This window comes from Pseudoalteromonas sp. SG44-1, from assembly GCF_014164315.1.
Lineage (GTDB): Bacteria > Pseudomonadota > Gammaproteobacteria > Enterobacterales > Alteromonadaceae > Pseudoalteromonas > Pseudoalteromonas rhizosphaerae.
The window spans coordinates 1-14,244 of the sequence record NZ_JACJEW010000030.1 but is presented as its reverse complement, the minus strand read 5'-3'; the positions used below and the strand labels follow the sequence as shown (position 1 = coordinate 14,244).

General features: G+C 39.9%; 13 protein-coding genes and 2 tRNA genes. 9 read left to right on the top strand and 6 right to left on the bottom strand.

Annotation, left to right across the window (positions count from 1 at the left end):
- Positions 1–60: 60 nt before the first annotated feature.
- On the bottom strand, positions 61–369 hold the full coding sequence (gene clpS, locus H5187_RS14380) for an ATP-dependent Clp protease adapter ClpS (protein WP_179959204.1): 309 nt from the start codon (positions 367–369) through the stop codon (positions 61–63).
- 209 nt (positions 370–578) lie between these two features.
- On the opposite strand from clpS, the gene cspD reads away from it, so the two are divergent.
- Together cspD and H5187_RS14370 are read left to right on the top strand one after the other, a co-directional pair.
- The gene (cspD, locus tag H5187_RS14375) at positions 579–794 is read left to right on the top strand and encodes a cold shock domain-containing protein CspD (protein WP_054204685.1); all 216 of its coding nucleotides are present in this window, start codon (positions 579–581) and stop codon (positions 792–794) included.
- Positions 795–1,523: 729 nt separating this feature from the next.
- The gene (locus H5187_RS14370) at positions 1,524–3,746 is read left to right on the top strand and encodes an NADP-dependent isocitrate dehydrogenase (protein WP_145233392.1); all 2,223 of its coding nucleotides are present in this window, start codon (positions 1,524–1,526) and stop codon (positions 3,744–3,746) included.
- A 148-nt stretch (positions 3,747–3,894) separates the two neighbouring features.
- On the opposite strand, the gene H5187_RS14365 is transcribed toward H5187_RS14370, so the two are convergent.
- From H5187_RS14365 to H5187_RS14355, 3 genes are all read right to left on the bottom strand, one after another.
- A complete protein-coding gene (locus tag H5187_RS14365; protein ID WP_182767554.1) occupies positions 3,895–5,136 on the bottom strand; it encodes an amidohydrolase family protein in 1,242 nt (413 codons plus the stop codon).
- 12 nt (positions 5,137–5,148) lie between these two features.
- Complete coding sequence (locus H5187_RS14360; protein WP_182797983.1) at positions 5,149–6,531, bottom strand: amidohydrolase; 1,383 nt, start codon at positions 6,529–6,531, stop codon at positions 5,149–5,151.
- Between the two features lie 96 nt (positions 6,532–6,627).
- A complete protein-coding gene (locus H5187_RS14355) occupies positions 6,628–7,413 on the bottom strand; it encodes a hypothetical protein (protein ID WP_145233071.1) in 786 nt (261 codons plus the stop codon).
- 351 nt (positions 7,414–7,764) lie between these two features.
- Between H5187_RS14355 and H5187_RS14350 the strand changes: the two genes are divergently transcribed.
- The gene (locus H5187_RS14350; protein ID WP_182739766.1) at positions 7,765–8,130 is read left to right on the top strand and encodes a DUF3718 domain-containing protein; all 366 of its coding nucleotides are present in this window, start codon (positions 7,765–7,767) and stop codon (positions 8,128–8,130) included.
- 57 nt (positions 8,131–8,187) lie between these two features.
- On the opposite strand, the gene H5187_RS14345 is transcribed toward H5187_RS14350, so the two are convergent.
- Positions 8,188–8,883, bottom strand: a complete 696-nt coding sequence (locus H5187_RS14345; protein ID WP_182717355.1) for a DUF445 domain-containing protein — start codon at positions 8,881–8,883, stop codon at positions 8,188–8,190.
- Positions 8,884–9,014: 131 nt separating this feature from the next.
- Between H5187_RS14345 and H5187_RS14340 the strand changes: the two genes are divergently transcribed.
- Positions 9,015–9,875, top strand: a complete 861-nt coding sequence (locus H5187_RS14340) for a fructosamine kinase family protein (protein ID WP_182739765.1) — start codon at positions 9,015–9,017, stop codon at positions 9,873–9,875.
- A 183-nt stretch (positions 9,876–10,058) separates the two neighbouring features.
- Entirely contained in the window at positions 10,059–10,262 is a 204-nt protein-coding gene (locus H5187_RS14335; RefSeq protein WP_145233067.1) for a CPXCG motif-containing cysteine-rich protein, read from the top strand.
- A gap of 18 nt (positions 10,263–10,280) precedes the next feature.
- On the opposite strand, the gene H5187_RS14330 is transcribed toward H5187_RS14335, so the two are convergent.
- Positions 10,281–10,910, bottom strand: coding sequence for a riboflavin synthase subunit alpha (locus H5187_RS14330; protein ID WP_182739764.1), 630 nt, complete (start codon positions 10,908–10,910; stop codon positions 10,281–10,283).
- A gap of 176 nt (positions 10,911–11,086) precedes the next feature.
- Between H5187_RS14330 and H5187_RS14325 the strand changes: the two genes are divergently transcribed.
- The 4 genes from H5187_RS14325 to H5187_RS14310 all read left to right on the top strand — a co-directional run bounded on the left by H5187_RS14325 (position 11,087) and on the right by H5187_RS14310 (position 13,893).
- On the top strand, positions 11,087–12,442 hold the full coding sequence (locus H5187_RS14325; protein WP_149982349.1) for an MATE family efflux transporter: 1,356 nt from the start codon (positions 11,087–11,089) through the stop codon (positions 12,440–12,442).
- A complete protein-coding gene (locus H5187_RS14320) occupies positions 12,420–13,490 on the top strand; it encodes a DUF3080 family protein (protein WP_182717353.1) in 1,071 nt (356 codons plus the stop codon). Before H5187_RS14325 ends, H5187_RS14320 begins: the two co-directional genes overlap by 23 nt.
- Positions 13,491–13,601: 111 nt before the next feature.
- Positions 13,602–13,678 (top strand) — tRNA-Val (locus H5187_RS14315).
- Positions 13,679–13,816: 138 nt separating this feature from the next.
- A tRNA-Val gene (locus H5187_RS14310) sits at positions 13,817–13,893 on the top strand.
- Positions 13,894–14,244: the final 351 nt, after the last annotated feature.

Here is a 14,244-nt window from a genome sequence, read left to right as displayed (position 1 = left end):
CTTACTGAGATAATATTTTTATACCGTTGTGATGGGTATTTTGATCACCCTACCTTGGTATTATTCCTGCTCACAACTACATAGCAGTGGATGCTCGTTATCTCGTGCATAACGGTTAACTTGTTCAACTTTGGTATACGCTACATCTGCGGTATAAACACCGCAAATTGCGCGACCATTTTGATGAACTTGCAGCATCACATCTGTTGCTCTATCGCTATCCATATTAAAAAACGTCGTTAGTACTTCTATCACAAAGTCCATTGGCGTGTAATCATCATTATTTAAAATGACTTTGTATTTTCGCGGTGGTTGCAGTTTTTGCTTCTCACTATCGCGAACCGTATCTAAAACACCTGAATCTTTCATGCCACTCATAATTAAATATAGTCTTGTCTTTGGAACTCAAGCAAACTTGAATAAAAAATAAATTAAATGTTAAAAAAATAGTTTAAAACACTTGACTGATCGGCGAAATAAACTACAGTCAGTTGTAGATTGATTAAACCTTAGTCAGTCTATCAAACTATACGGTTTAGAATAACTAAATTAGTCAACTTATAGAAGGATGTAGAAGTATGGCTTGTGGTAAAGTCAAATGGTTCAATAATGCCAAAGGTTTTGGTTTCATCGTAGAAGACGGCTGCGAGAATGATATATTCGCCCATTACTCAACGATTGTAATGGACGGTTATAAAACACTTAAAGCTGGTCAAGATGTAACATTCGAATTGCAGCAAGGCCCTAAAGGCATGCATGCGACTAATATAGCGCCTAACGAAGAGTTAGTGTAGTTGTTTAGACGTTCGACTAAAGCGAGCGACCTGTAAAGATCCTCGCTTAATTCCTCTAAATTTATTTAATCCCAACTAAATTGTACATTCAGATTCAAAGCTGGCATTTTTAATCTATTAGAAATTAAACGTACAGAATGAACAAAAACTGTCCTTCCTCTTGAAATTCTTTTTTAATACCCCCATGTTATACCCAAACCACCTCAAGATGCAGAATCCAGCGTTTCACAGGGGCTTAATATCAAGGCGTTACTTTGCAACAATGGCAGTCCCTTTTAAGAAGTAACAACGATGAGAGTAAGTGCCTGTGAAACGCCCAACGGGTTGGTTTAAAAGCGATTTATACTGCGTTATTGATTTTAACAATAGAACCACTATTATTTGCAATCAATGTCTTGCCTAAATCGCTTTTAATTCCAACTGAAACTCGCATCTTGAGATGGTTTGGGTATATATTTGTTATTAGCCCTTTGTTGCCAAGCTTGTTACACTCTTAGGTGCTTAAAAGCAGCCTCAAAAGGCCCTTTAAACACTAATAATTAGGCTAATGGCTAATTTACTTAGTTTATAAATAACATAAAATTAAATACAGTTCGTCAGGTGTGATTATTTAATCAACAGTATTAACACCTAACTGACTGATCATTGTCACGTCGTGCACGCATGATGGCGATGATATTTCTTTGCATTGTTGAATATGGCTCTTACGCCTACTATCTAGGAATGATGATGACATCAAAAATTATCTACACTAAAACAGACGAAGCTCCGGCACTAGCAACATACTCTTTGCTGCCGATCATCCAAGCATACACTAATGCCGCAGGCGTTGAAGTTGAAACACGTGACATCTCTTTAGCAGGTCGTGTTATTGCTAACTTTTCTGAGTATTTAACTGAAGAACAACGTATTGGTGATGCGCTTGCTGAATTAGGCGAGCTGGCTAAAAAACCTGAAGCAAACATCATTAAATTACCAAATATCAGTGCATCAGTTCCACAATTACGTGCTGTTATCAAAGAATTACAAGCAAAAGGTTACGCACTGCCAGACTACCCTGCTGAACCTAAAACAGATGAAGAAAAAGCAATTCAAGCAACTTACGACAAAATCAAAGGTAGTGCTGTAAACCCAGTATTACGTGAAGGTAACTCTGATCGTCGTGCTCCTGGCTCTGTAAAAGAATATGCACGTAACAACCCACATTCAATGGGTGCATGGAGCAAAGATTCTGCTTCAAATGTTGCGAGCATGAGCGAAGGCGATTTCTTTGGCTCTGAGCAATCAGTAACGCTTGATACTGCTACTGATGTACGTATTGAGCACGTTGCTGAAAATGGCGACGTATCTGTTCTTAAAGCAAGCACGCCATTACTTGCTGGTGAAGTGATTGACGCATCTTCAATCAGTATTACGAAACTACAAGCTTTCTTAGCGGCTGAAATCGATGCTGCAAAAGAAAAAGGCATTCTGTTTTCATTACATATGAAAGCAACCATGATGAAAGTATCTGATCCAATCATCTTTGGTCATGCGGTAAAAGTATTCTATAAAGACGTTTTTGCTAAGCACGGCGCTTTATTTGCTGAGCTAGGTGTTGATGTTAATAATGGTCTTGGTGATGTTTACGCTAAAATCCAAACATTAGACGATGCTAAACGCGCTGAAATCGAAGCTGATATTGACGCTGTATACGCTACACGCCCTGCAATTGCGATGGTTGATTCTGATCGTGGTATCACTAACTTACACGTACCAAGTGATGTGATTATCGATGCGTCTATGCCTGCTGCAATTCGTTCAAGCGGTCAAATGTGGAACAGTGAAGGTAAATTACAAGATACTAGCTTTGTCATTCCTGATCGTTGTTACTCTGGTGTTTATCAAGCAACAATTGATTTCTGTAAAGAACACGGTGCATTTGATCCAACCACTATGGGTAGCGTTCCTAACGTTGGCCTAATGGCACAAAAAGCTGAAGAATATGGTTCACACGACAAAACATTTGAAGCACCAGCAAATGGTGTGATCCGTGTTGTTGATAGTGCTGACAACGTATTGCTACAACACACTGTTGAGCAAGGCGATGTATGGCGCATGTGCCAAGTTAAAGATGCACCAATTCAAGATTGGGTAAAATTAGCTGTAAACCGTGCACGCGCTACCGGTAACCCTGCTATTTTCTGGCTTGACGAAAACCGTGCACACGATGCACAGTTAATCAAAAAAGTTAACGCATACTTGCCAGACCACGATACATCTGGCCTTGATATTCAAATACTTGCACCACTTGAAGCAACCTTATTCTCTCTTGCACGCATTAAAGATGGCCTAGATACTATTTCAGTAACAGGTAACGTATTACGTGATTACCTAACTGATTTATTCCCAATTCTTGAGCTTGGTACGAGTGCAAAAATGCTTTCAATCGTACCACTTATGAATGGCGGCGGTTTATTTGAAACTGGCGCGGGTGGTTCAGCACCGAAGCACGTTCAACAATTCGAAAAAGAAAACCACTTACGTTGGGATTCGTTAGGTGAGTTTTTAGCACTTGCGGCATCACTTGAGCACCTAGCTGTCAATACTGGTAACAACAAAGCACAAGTGCTAGCTGATACCCTTGATAAAGCAACAGGTACTTTCCTTGCTGAAAACAAATCACCGTCTCGTAAAGTGAAAGAAATTGATAACCGTGGTTCTCACTTCTTCCTATCTTTATTCTGGGCGCAAGAGCTTGCCAAGCAAAACGATGACAGTGAACTTAAAGCACAGTTCACACAAATCGCCAGTGATTTAGAAACCAACAAAGAACAAATCGTTAACGAACTTAACGATGCACAAGGCCCAGCTGTAAACATCGGTGGTTATTTCCAACCTAATGATGATGCAGCATTTAAAGCAATGCGCCCTAGCACAACATTTAACGATATATTAGCTAAACTAGTATAAGTATCGATTTAAATTTAAAAGGCGCTCACTGTTAAAGTGAGCGCCTTTTTTGTGGTTTTTAAATAATGTTTTATTTTTCACTGATACAAAAAGCAAAAAGGCCGCAAATGCAGCCTTTAAATTGTTCAAGTTACTAAGCTGAACGTAGTTACTTAGTATATGCGCGAGGCATATCTGAGTCAGTAGTATAACGCTTACGGAGTTTATCTTGGCGTGCTTCAGTTGAAACTTCTTCGCCGTTAATAAACATTTTAGTTACGTGACTAGTAAAATCAAATGGGTCATCGTTCCACATCACTAAGTCAGCAGCTTTACCTACCGCCACACTACCGGCATTAATTCCAAATACATCAGCAATATTCGCTGTTATCGCTTTTAATGCACCCGCTTGTGTCATGCCATAAGAAACCGCATTACCCGCGTCAAAACGCAATTGATAAACATTGTGACTGGCATCGCCTGCGATCGACAACAACACCTTTACGCCTGCTTTTTCGAGTTTGCCTGCATTATCTAAACTCGCATGTAGCGAATCAAAACTGCCTGGCAAGCTCTCCATAGAACTTACAATGACTGGAACATTTGCTTGCGCTAATTGCTCTTTTACAACCACGGCATCTTGTGCGCCTGCAATCACTAAATTAAGTGAAAACTGTTGTTTTACTTTGATTAGCTCAATAATATCTGCGGCGCGAGAAGCCGTTACTAATAGTGGCATTTCACCCGCTAATACTTTATCGAGCACTTTATCTTCAGTGCTTGGTACAGCATCGTCTTTTTTATCTTTTTTGCTGGCTTTTTGTTGATGTGCTGCTAACTTATCAATCAAGTTTTTCAGCGACATTGCGCGCGAGCCTTTGCTTTTCTCACCTAAATTAACTACCAGCGCGACTTGCGTTTGCTTAACACTGTCAAACTCACCGCTTAAATCAACTACGCTGGCAAGGCCTGCAAAAATACTTTCTCCGCCATGAGGGGTGATCACATCACGGGTGATGCCACCTTTACGTGCATACGGGATCAAGCTTGAGTGAGCATTAAATGCTAGGCTTGGATCAAAATCGATCCCCGCTTTATCATCGCCAGCATCGCGAGAGCCAGCAACAGCGCCCACTTCAACTAGACCTAACTGATTCATGCTGCCAATAAAGCCAGCTGTAACAATTTGCCCTTTGGCATCAATAATCGTATCAGCTTCGACTGTTGCAGGATTAATAGCAATAATTTTGCCTTCATCCATGATGATGCTAGCGCCTTGTAAAATACCTTGCTCAGTTGAGGTATGAACAGTGGCGTTGATGATCGCGACTGATTGGGCATTCACCGCAGTACTTGCTAACAAACCAGCAGCAACTAGCGAGAGTGAAAATGAATGTGTTAATTTTGTCATCCTAGTTACTCCTTATTTTTGACCTAACATAAAATCGCTTTGTGCTTGGAATGTATCATCGTAGCGATCATACACTTTCGCACCATCAACAAATACTTGCTCAGCTTTAGCATAAACACTAAACGGACTTTGATTCCAAATTACCACATCAGCCTGTTTGCCAGCTTCGAGTGAACCGGTTTTATCAGCTATACCCAGCGATTTTGCAGCATTTGAAGTGATCCATTTGATTGCATGCTGTTCAGAGATATTAAAACCATTGTCGTTGGCGCGGTACATTACTTTGCCGGCTTCTTGGTTTAAGCGCTGGATTGTGGTGTCAGAATCTGAATGAACAACAGCACAAGAATTTTTAACCGCATCAACAATCGCTACGTTCTCTTGTACCATGTCGTAAGCTTCCATTTTAAAGCCCCACCAATCAGGCCAAAGCGCAGCACATGAGCCGTTATCTGCAAGTAAATCAGCAATTTTGTATGCTTCAATACCGTGATGGAAAGTACCCGCGTGATAACCAAACTCTTTTGAAAGGTCAATCATCATTGCCATTTCTTCTGCTTTGTAACAATGATTGTGGATCATTACTTCGCCTTCTAATACACCACGCAATGTATCGTATTTAATATCACGATGCGGCACCTCTGGATTTTTACCTGCTGCATAATCAGCATCGTATTTATCCCACGCGCGTTTATATTCAGCGGCGCCTATCCAAGCCTCACGATAACCGGCCATATTGCCCATTCGTGTTGATGGTAATACCCCTTTACGCCCGTAAACACGCTTAGGGTTTTCACCACAGGCCATTTTTAAACCATACGGTGCGTCAGGGAACTTCATACCCTGCATCGTGTGCGATGGAACATTTTTTAAAGTAACCCCACGACCACCAAATAAATTAGCTGAGCCGGGTAAAATTTGTAATGCGGTAATACCGCCTTCACGCGCGCGGTTAAAGCCAGGGTCTTGCGGCCAAATTGAATGCTCAACCCACACTTCGGCAGTATTTGGGCTGGTCATTTCATTGCCGTCCTGATGAGATTCAACAGAAGGGCTTGGGTATGCTCCTAAATGTGAATGTACATCAATAAGCCCAGGTGTAACCCATTTACCTTGTGCATCAATAGTCAAATCAGCTTGTGCAGTTAGATCTTTACCGACTTGTTGCACTTTTCCGTCAACAAGTAATACATCGGCTTCTTCTAAACGCTCACCTGTACCTGTTAGTACTGTTGCATTGGTGATAAGCGTCGTGGTTGATTTAAGTACCTTATAGGTACTTGGATATGGATTTTTATTGATTGTTACTTTGTCGTCTTGTGGGCCGTTGTCTTGGCAGCCGGCAATCGCCACACCAAGTGCAACAACCAACAATGAAGGAGCAAATTTTTGCATCATATTAGTCTCTGTTGTTGTTTTTTTGTTACTTTATATAAACACACAACATAAAGCTAAAAAATCAGCTAGAGCTGCATTTATATAAGATGAATGTTATTTCTTAATATAATTGTTATACAGTTGCTCAAGTGCAGCTTCTGTTGTCAAACTTGGATCTTTACTAATAAAGTGCTTAACAGTTCGAGTTACGAAGTCTGAATTTTGTTTATGCAATTTTGAAAAATCCTTAATTAGGCAATCGCCATCTTTAGCGGCAGTCACTTTATCGTGACGATGACGATACTGACTCAAGGCTTTATTAAAATCACCTTGGTAGTCTTCTACTAAAATTTTATAAAAATCACTTTTTTGTACTTTTAATTCGCTAATACAATAATTTAAAGCTTCTTTAAAATCAGTAAAAATGGCGCCTTCGACATCAAACTCAGCCGTTTTTTCTCGCACTGTGACCTTGGCTTCTTCGGTTGCATAACTAAAACCACTAAACGCCAAGCGCTCTGCGGCTTCTTTTCCTAACGCCATACCCGCTTTAATGCTATGTGCAAACTCATCACTCATATCGCTAAGTTCATTCTCATGCCACATATTATAAACCCGCAGTGGTTTAGCATATTTGGCACCGAGTTTGTTTTTTAACTTAGTAAAGCGTTCATCAATCGTCATTAAGCGCTCGTTATGCAATATTGCATAGCATTCATAGCACGCTGGAATACTAATAAACTCAGCTTCTTCACCTAAATCAATAATGCTTTGTAGCATATGCAATGGCGGGCAATGATCGCGCTCAGTCGCTTCACAGCCACAATAAAAGCAACGGTTAAAATTATGCTGTTCACAGGCGTATGCTTGCTGATAATAACTCGCCAATGTTTTACTCACAGAGTCTCCTAATAGACAGGTATTTGATAATCAAGACGATCATAACAGGGTTGAAAAATATGTCAGTAATGCTGCACAACAAAGTGCAATGACTCTAAAGTAAATAGCATGTAAAACCTATGAAAGCAGATTGAAAAACAACCAAAAGCAATAAAAAAAGTGAAAAATAATTTGTTTGAAACATGTCAAAAAACACACATTAAATCATTTACTATCAGATAGTTAGTTATTATAAAACACATCCACACACGGTGTTACATCTTGTCGATTTTCATTTACAGCTTTATTTAAAAATAAAGCTAATATTTAACTCGTCAACAAGCAGACATACCAAACCACTGGAGAATGATGATGAATACTTTAACAACTACACTTTGTACAACGTTACTTTTAAGCTCAGCAGCACTTACTACAACCAATACTGAAGCAGCACAATTTGTTGCAGCTGATAATAGCCCTGGCACTCAAATTTGTATGGCTGTGAGCTCCAATAAACGTTTGCAACTTAATGCAACAATGAAAGACTTACGTATTAGCAAAACAACCGTAACCAATAAACTACGTTGTAACAACTTGAGTATCGCAAAATTTGCGGGAACTTACGGTTTTAATAAAACGGCAAAGTATCTAAACCTTGAAACGACAACGGGTACCTCAATTCAAGATTTAGCAAAACTAGACCAACAAACAATTATGGTTGTTGCCGGTTCTAAGTAGTATGGCTAAGCAATATCAAATTTAAGCAGGCGAGTCGTTGGCCTGCTTAAAATTAATTTATATAATTGCAGCAATCAGGCCAAACAAACCACCGAATACCCCGCCCCATACAACTAACCAGCCTAAATGCTCACGGATCATAGTTTGTATAATATCTTTGACCATTTTTGGTGTCAGCTCGTCTAAACGCTCATCAACTAAGCCAGAAACCGTGTTAAACAACGAATCACTTGCGAGTCCTGATTGCGTTAATTTTTCATTCACCAAGCTTTTAAACTCATCGGTTTCGCTCATATTAAGTAATGAACCACGCATTTTGTCAATAAATGCTTCGCGCATCGGCTCAACCGCGGCACTACCACCAAACATCGCTAACATGCTACCAAATTGGGAGTGCTCAATAACGTCAAGTAAGCTATCAAAAGCAGGATTTAAATCGACTTCATTGATCACTGGCTGTAGATCAACATTGATATTTTTGTTGCCTAACAATTGAGATATTTTTTGCTCTGAAAAGAACTCGGTTAAAATAAGATTTTTAATCGCCACTTTAAACCCTGCAAACTTCAGCTGGATCACGCCCGACCCATATAACAAAGGTACTTTTTCAAATAACATATGCACTGCGAGTAAATTAGTCACTGCGCCTGAGAGTGCAAATAAGCCGATTGACAGTACAATTGCTTGGTCAAATAGAAAACCCGCCACCACTAAAATCCCGGCAATTACATTGGTAATAAGGCTTTTATTCATCATTCTCTCCACTTGGTTGTTGCATAAATCTAAGCGCGCGCTTACAAAATATTAATTTTACTCTCAAGAGTTTGTTTATTTAACTACTTTTTGCCATAGTTTAACTATCTGTATAAAAGGTGAACAATGCTATGTGGAATACGGTTAACGAACAGATAAGCCAAGCTATGCATTTTGACTTTAAACACACTATAAAACGCCAACTGCAAAGCCCTAATAACGATAAATTATTTCAACTCAGTGATGGTATACACCAGTATTTTGTAAAAGTAGCCCATCGTAGTGACTTAGAGCGATTTGAAAACGAAGCCCACAATTTACAACTGCTCACTAAAGAGAGCTTATTTATGGTGCCAGATTGTATCACTACAGGTGCTAATATTGAGTTTTCATTTATCGTTTTAGAATGGCTTGAACTTGACCAACAACCTCATACCAACTGGCATATTATGGGTAGCCACCTTGCAAGCCTGCATCTGAAACATCGCCAAGCCATGTTTGGTTTTGATCAGGATAATTTTATTGGCCCAACAACTCAGCCCAATCGCTGGCATAAAAAATGGAATATATTTTTTGCCGAAGAGCGCATTGGCTGGCAGCTCCAATTACTGCATGAAAAAGGCATTGATCTCGTTGACAAAGATTACTTTGTCGCCCTGATAAAAGACATGCTACATGGTCATACCGTAAAACCATCATTGTTGCATGGCGATTTTTGGCGTGGCAACATGGGATTTATTCAATCAGTACCGAGTGTATTTGATCCGAGCTGCTATTATGGTGATCGGGAAGTTGATATTGCCATGAGCGAGCTGTTTGCTCCTTTACCTGACGCTTTTTACATCGCCTATAACAAGCATTACCCACTAACACAGGGCTATGAGCAACGTAAGTTAATTTACCAGCTTTACCCTATTTTAAATCATGCAAATATCTTTGCCGGCCACTATCTTACTGAAGCTAAACAAAAAATAGAACTACTACTGAAATAAGGTCGTTTTTATTGTCAAATAGATGTCATAAATGAATAAAGCAGACTATATTTAGGTATCGCTTAATGTTGAACAACCCCAGCAATGACAGGCGCTAGCGTTCAATTGTGGGGGGCATAACCATTTATCAGCAGCGATAAATAATTACCTTTTATTGCTCTGCTTTGTAAGGTTGAATCATTTATGAAAAACCAACTCTCACAACGGATCTGCTGCCCACATTGTGGCCATCATATTCATATTACCCTTGATGCTAGTGATGGCGATCAAGATTACTTCGAAGATTGCGCAGCATGCTGTAACCCTATCCATTTTAATATGCATATTGACTATGCTAACAGCAAGGTAGAGTTACATATAGACAGCGATGACGAACAAATATTTTAGCCTAGCATTTATATTTGACTACGAAGCCTGCTGCCGTAAGTAGTTTTCGACCGTATTGATGATGGTATAAGTTTGTTGATCAACTTCGATATTTAGCGCATCACCAATTACAGCCTTACCAATATTGGTAATAGCTAATGTCTCTGGGATCAAATGCAGCCAAAAGCCCTGCTCATCGGTTTCACCGACCGTGAGACTAGCGCCATTGACTGATACAAAACCTTTATACATCACATACTTTTGCCATTTACTTGGTAAGCACAACTGTATTTTACAATTATCTTGTGTATGAATAATATTTTCAATCTGGGCGGTGCAGTGAATGTGACCAGATACAATATGCCCACCTAACTCAGTACCAAAAGTCATAGAGCGCTCATAGTTAACGGTACTGCCAGCAATAAGCTTTCCTAAGTTAGTTAACTGTAATGTTTCGTCAATTACATCATAGTGAACCTGAGCAAGCGGTTGATCAGAGATATTTTCTACTTTAACAACCGTTAAACAGCAACCATTAATGGCAACGCTGGCACCTAACTCAAGTTTTGTAACATATTGCTTTGCTACAGCGAGCACTAAACGCATCACACCTTGCTGCTGGTTAGTCGAAATCACCGTCGCTTGTGTTTGCACAATTCCTGTAAACATAAATCAATTCACCTTTTATTACCTAAAGTAGATACTATTCATATTATTTAACGCTTTAGTTTACCCGATCCACGTTATTATTACTGTAATCAATAACATTGACTCATCGCTATAATTTTTGATTCTGTGCTTTATCGATTACACTATCTGCCTCTTCAGTTTACGTAGTAAGTGATATGACTTTTTGTAGTTGGGAAGCCAAACGGTTAGTTTCTCTGGCAATCCCCGTTTTTTTAGCACAAGTAACCTTAGTTTTAATGTCAGTGGTCGACACCATCATGGCAGGACAAGTGAGTCCTACCGATTTAGCAGCATTGTCAATTGCAACCGGCGTATGGAACCCCGCCATGTTGGCTCTGCAAGGCATATTATTAGCCCTGACTGGCATAATTGCGCAATTTTCCGGCGCTAACGATAAAACCGGCATCAGCCATTACTTTCAACAAGGCTTGTACCTAGCTGGTGTATTGAGTGTTATCGGTTTATCTATTGCCTATTTTGCCGATATTATTATTCTCAAACTCGATACCAGCCCTGCTATCGCCAATATGGCCTATGACTATATTCATTTTGTAAAATGGGGCATTATTGGATTTTTAGTGTTCAGTGTTTATCGTAATATTACCGAAGGCATGGGGATGACAAAGCCGGCTTTTTATATCAGCTTAATTGGTTTAGCCATCAATATCCCAGCCAACTATGTGTTTATTCACGGTATGTTTGGTATGCCCGCACTCGGTGGTGCAGGCTGTGGGATTGCCACTGCATTGGTATTTACTGCCATGGCCATCGCACAAGTTATTTATTGCCAGTTAAGTAAAAAAGTAGATGCCAAAACATTATTAGCAAACTTTCAAGCACCGCAATTACCAACCATGTGGGCAATTACTAAGGTGGGCATACCAATCTCACTTGCTACATTTTTTGAAGTCACTTTATTTGCCTGTATTCCTTTATTCATTGCGCACTTAGGTGCGGTTGCGGTAGCCGGCCATCAGATTGCTGCAAGTGTCACAACCTTGCTGTTTATGATGCCGCTGAGTTTATCTATTGCGATCAGTATTCGGATTGGCAATTTATACGGCCAACATCATTTTGAGCAGCTTAAAAAGGCTATTTCAACAAGCTATATTCTAGCCATGATCATTGCCGTTATACTTGCTGCCATAACCTTCTTTGGCCGTGACGTGATCAGTCAACTTTATACAGATGATGCACGTGTTATTGCCTTAGCAACGTCAATCATGATTCTAGCGTGTATTTATCAACTACCTGATTCCTTACAAGTAGCTGCCAACGGTATATTAAGGGGTTTAAAACACACAGCACCGATTTCGTATATAACCTTTATATCTTACTGGTTGATTGGTTTTTCACTGGGTTTTGTTTTAGCACGCACCGATTTAATAGTGCCAGCAATGGGCCCGCATGGTTTTTGGGTAGGTATCATCGTCGGCTTAAGTGTAGCCGCAGTGCTATTAATGCTCACTGTCGCGAATAGATTCAAACATGAACCACTTAAAAGCGCTTAAAAAATCGCACCAACAAGGTAACCAAACGTCGCAGTTTGGTTACCTTTGTAGTTTACTGTGCTGTTTACTGCTACTTTGTGCATGCACAGATAAACCCGCTGATGTGTATTTAGAATATCAGCAGCGCCTCGCGAATGCGTTAGATAAGCCAACTCCTGATACAGCAAAACTTACCAATGTTGCGCTATCAGCTGTTAGCAACAACAAACCAACAAATGCACAACAGTTGAGCATATTGCAACTGGCACAACTTTCACACTGTAAACTCAATACCCTTATTGCTGAACATAATAGTCAACTAGGAAAACTCGCCTCTCCTGCTAGCCAGTTAATATACCAGCTTCAATTTATTCAATTTGCACCACAGTGCTTAGATAGTCTAGAACCTGATTCAAAAAGTTATCAAGCCATAAGTAACGAATTACATAATAAAAAACAACAGTTATTAGATCAGTTCAAGCAGCTACTTTATAAAGACCCAGAACTAAAACGCACATGGCAGCTAACCGGCTATACACTTGATACAAACTTAGCCGGCCTTGTAGAAACCGAACTTGCGCTGCAAAGCCTAGTGAATTTAAAACAGCAAATAATACAGCAGCAATATGCACAAATAGACTCTCAAGCGCTCTACCCGCTACTGGCGCAATTACGCCAGTTTAACTTCAATCAAGCTTTAATAAGCGCAGTACGCCAACAAACACAGCTAAATAATAGTACTAGTAACTTTTTAGCGAATATTGAGCTAAGCACACTATGCAACCCGCTAAAAAATAAACGCCAAGCACAGATCCTCAGCAACGTATTCAAGAAGTATTACTTGCAGCAGTTACAACCCTATCAGGCTCAACTATCAGGTGCTTTAGAGCGCCTAATGCCGTTGTATCAAGCATTATGGCAAGACTCCAGCCCAATACAACCGCAACTAACGGCATTACTAAGCCCAGCACAGCCAAGTAATATACTCACAGCATTTAAAGAATCCACCAAAACACACGTTATTTGGTGGCAAAAATTTTATAAAACGTGTGAAATCAGCCCAATATGAATAAAAAAACGGCAAACGAACTAAAAAAAGCGTTTCTCGCTTGATTCACTTCAGCGCACGCTATATATTAGCGACCGTTGTTAAGCAATTAGCACAACTTAAATTTATGATACGACCGTAGCTCAGTTGGTTAGAGCACTACCTTGACATGGTAGGGGTCGGTGGTTCGAATCCACTCGGTCGTACCAAATTTAAGGAAATTTTAAATAAAAGTACTATCGTAAGAAAAAGCACTACCCACTCTTGATCACCCGGTCCGGAGGCCAGTAGTTCGAATCCACTCGGTCGTACCAAATTTAAGTAAAAGTCCCATTCAAATATATTGTACGACTGTAGCTCAGTTGGTTAGAGCACTACCTTGACATGGTAGGGGTCGGTGGTTCGAATCCACTCAGTCGTACCAATTCATAAATAGAAATTATATCAAGAAAAAGCACTACCTACTCTTAATCACCCGGTCCACAGGTCGCTGGTTCGAATCCACTCAGTCGTACCAATCTTAATCACTAACATCCTCAATTCGTAAACCTTAGCTCAGTTGATTAGCGCACTACCTACTCTTGATCACCCGGTCCAAAGGTCAGCGGTTCGAACCCACTCAGTCGTACCAATTCACGTAAAAAATCATCCTAATACCAATCTGCCAAATTATGTGATCTAATTAGCACACTGATACTTATCTACTTTTACTAAATTGAACTTAGAAAAATCCAAGCAACTTTTAGCTTTATCACGTAAAGAGCCTAATGCGAGA

What these genes read in the sequence shown, in the direction of transcription:
- H5187_RS14330 (WP_182739764.1), bottom strand. Translation starts at nt 10,910, where the DNA reads ATGTTTACAGGAATTGTGCAAACACAAGCGACGGTGATTTCGACTAAC.
- H5187_RS14335 (WP_145233067.1), top strand. Translation starts at nt 10,059, where the DNA reads ATGAAAAACCAACTCTCACAACGGATCTGCTGCCCACATTGTGGCCAT.
- cspD (WP_054204685.1), top strand. Translation starts at nt 579, where the DNA reads ATGGCTTGTGGTAAAGTCAAATGGTTCAATAATGCCAAAGGTTTTGGT.
- H5187_RS14365 (WP_182767554.1), bottom strand. Translation starts at nt 5,136, where the DNA reads ATGACAAAATTAACACATTCATTTTCACTCTCGCTAGTTGCTGCTGGT.
- H5187_RS14340 (WP_182739765.1), top strand. Translation starts at nt 9,015, where the DNA reads ATGTGGAATACGGTTAACGAACAGATAAGCCAAGCTATGCATTTTGAC.
- H5187_RS14320 (WP_182717353.1), top strand. Translation starts at nt 12,420, where the DNA reads ATGAACCACTTAAAAGCGCTTAAAAAATCGCACCAACAAGGTAACCAA.
- H5187_RS14345 (WP_182717355.1), bottom strand. Translation starts at nt 8,883, where the DNA reads ATGAATAAAAGCCTTATTACCAATGTAATTGCCGGGATTTTAGTGGTG.
- H5187_RS14360 (WP_182797983.1), bottom strand. Translation starts at nt 6,531, where the DNA reads ATGCAAAAATTTGCTCCTTCATTGTTGGTTGTTGCACTTGGTGTGGCG.
- clpS (WP_179959204.1), bottom strand. Translation starts at nt 369, where the DNA reads ATGAAAGATTCAGGTGTTTTAGATACGGTTCGCGATAGTGAGAAGCAA.
- H5187_RS14350 (WP_182739766.1), top strand. Translation starts at nt 7,765, where the DNA reads ATGAATACTTTAACAACTACACTTTGTACAACGTTACTTTTAAGCTCA.
- H5187_RS14370 (WP_145233392.1), top strand. Translation starts at nt 1,524, where the DNA reads ATGACATCAAAAATTATCTACACTAAAACAGACGAAGCTCCGGCACTA.
- H5187_RS14325 (WP_149982349.1), top strand. Translation starts at nt 11,087, where the DNA reads ATGACTTTTTGTAGTTGGGAAGCCAAACGGTTAGTTTCTCTGGCAATC.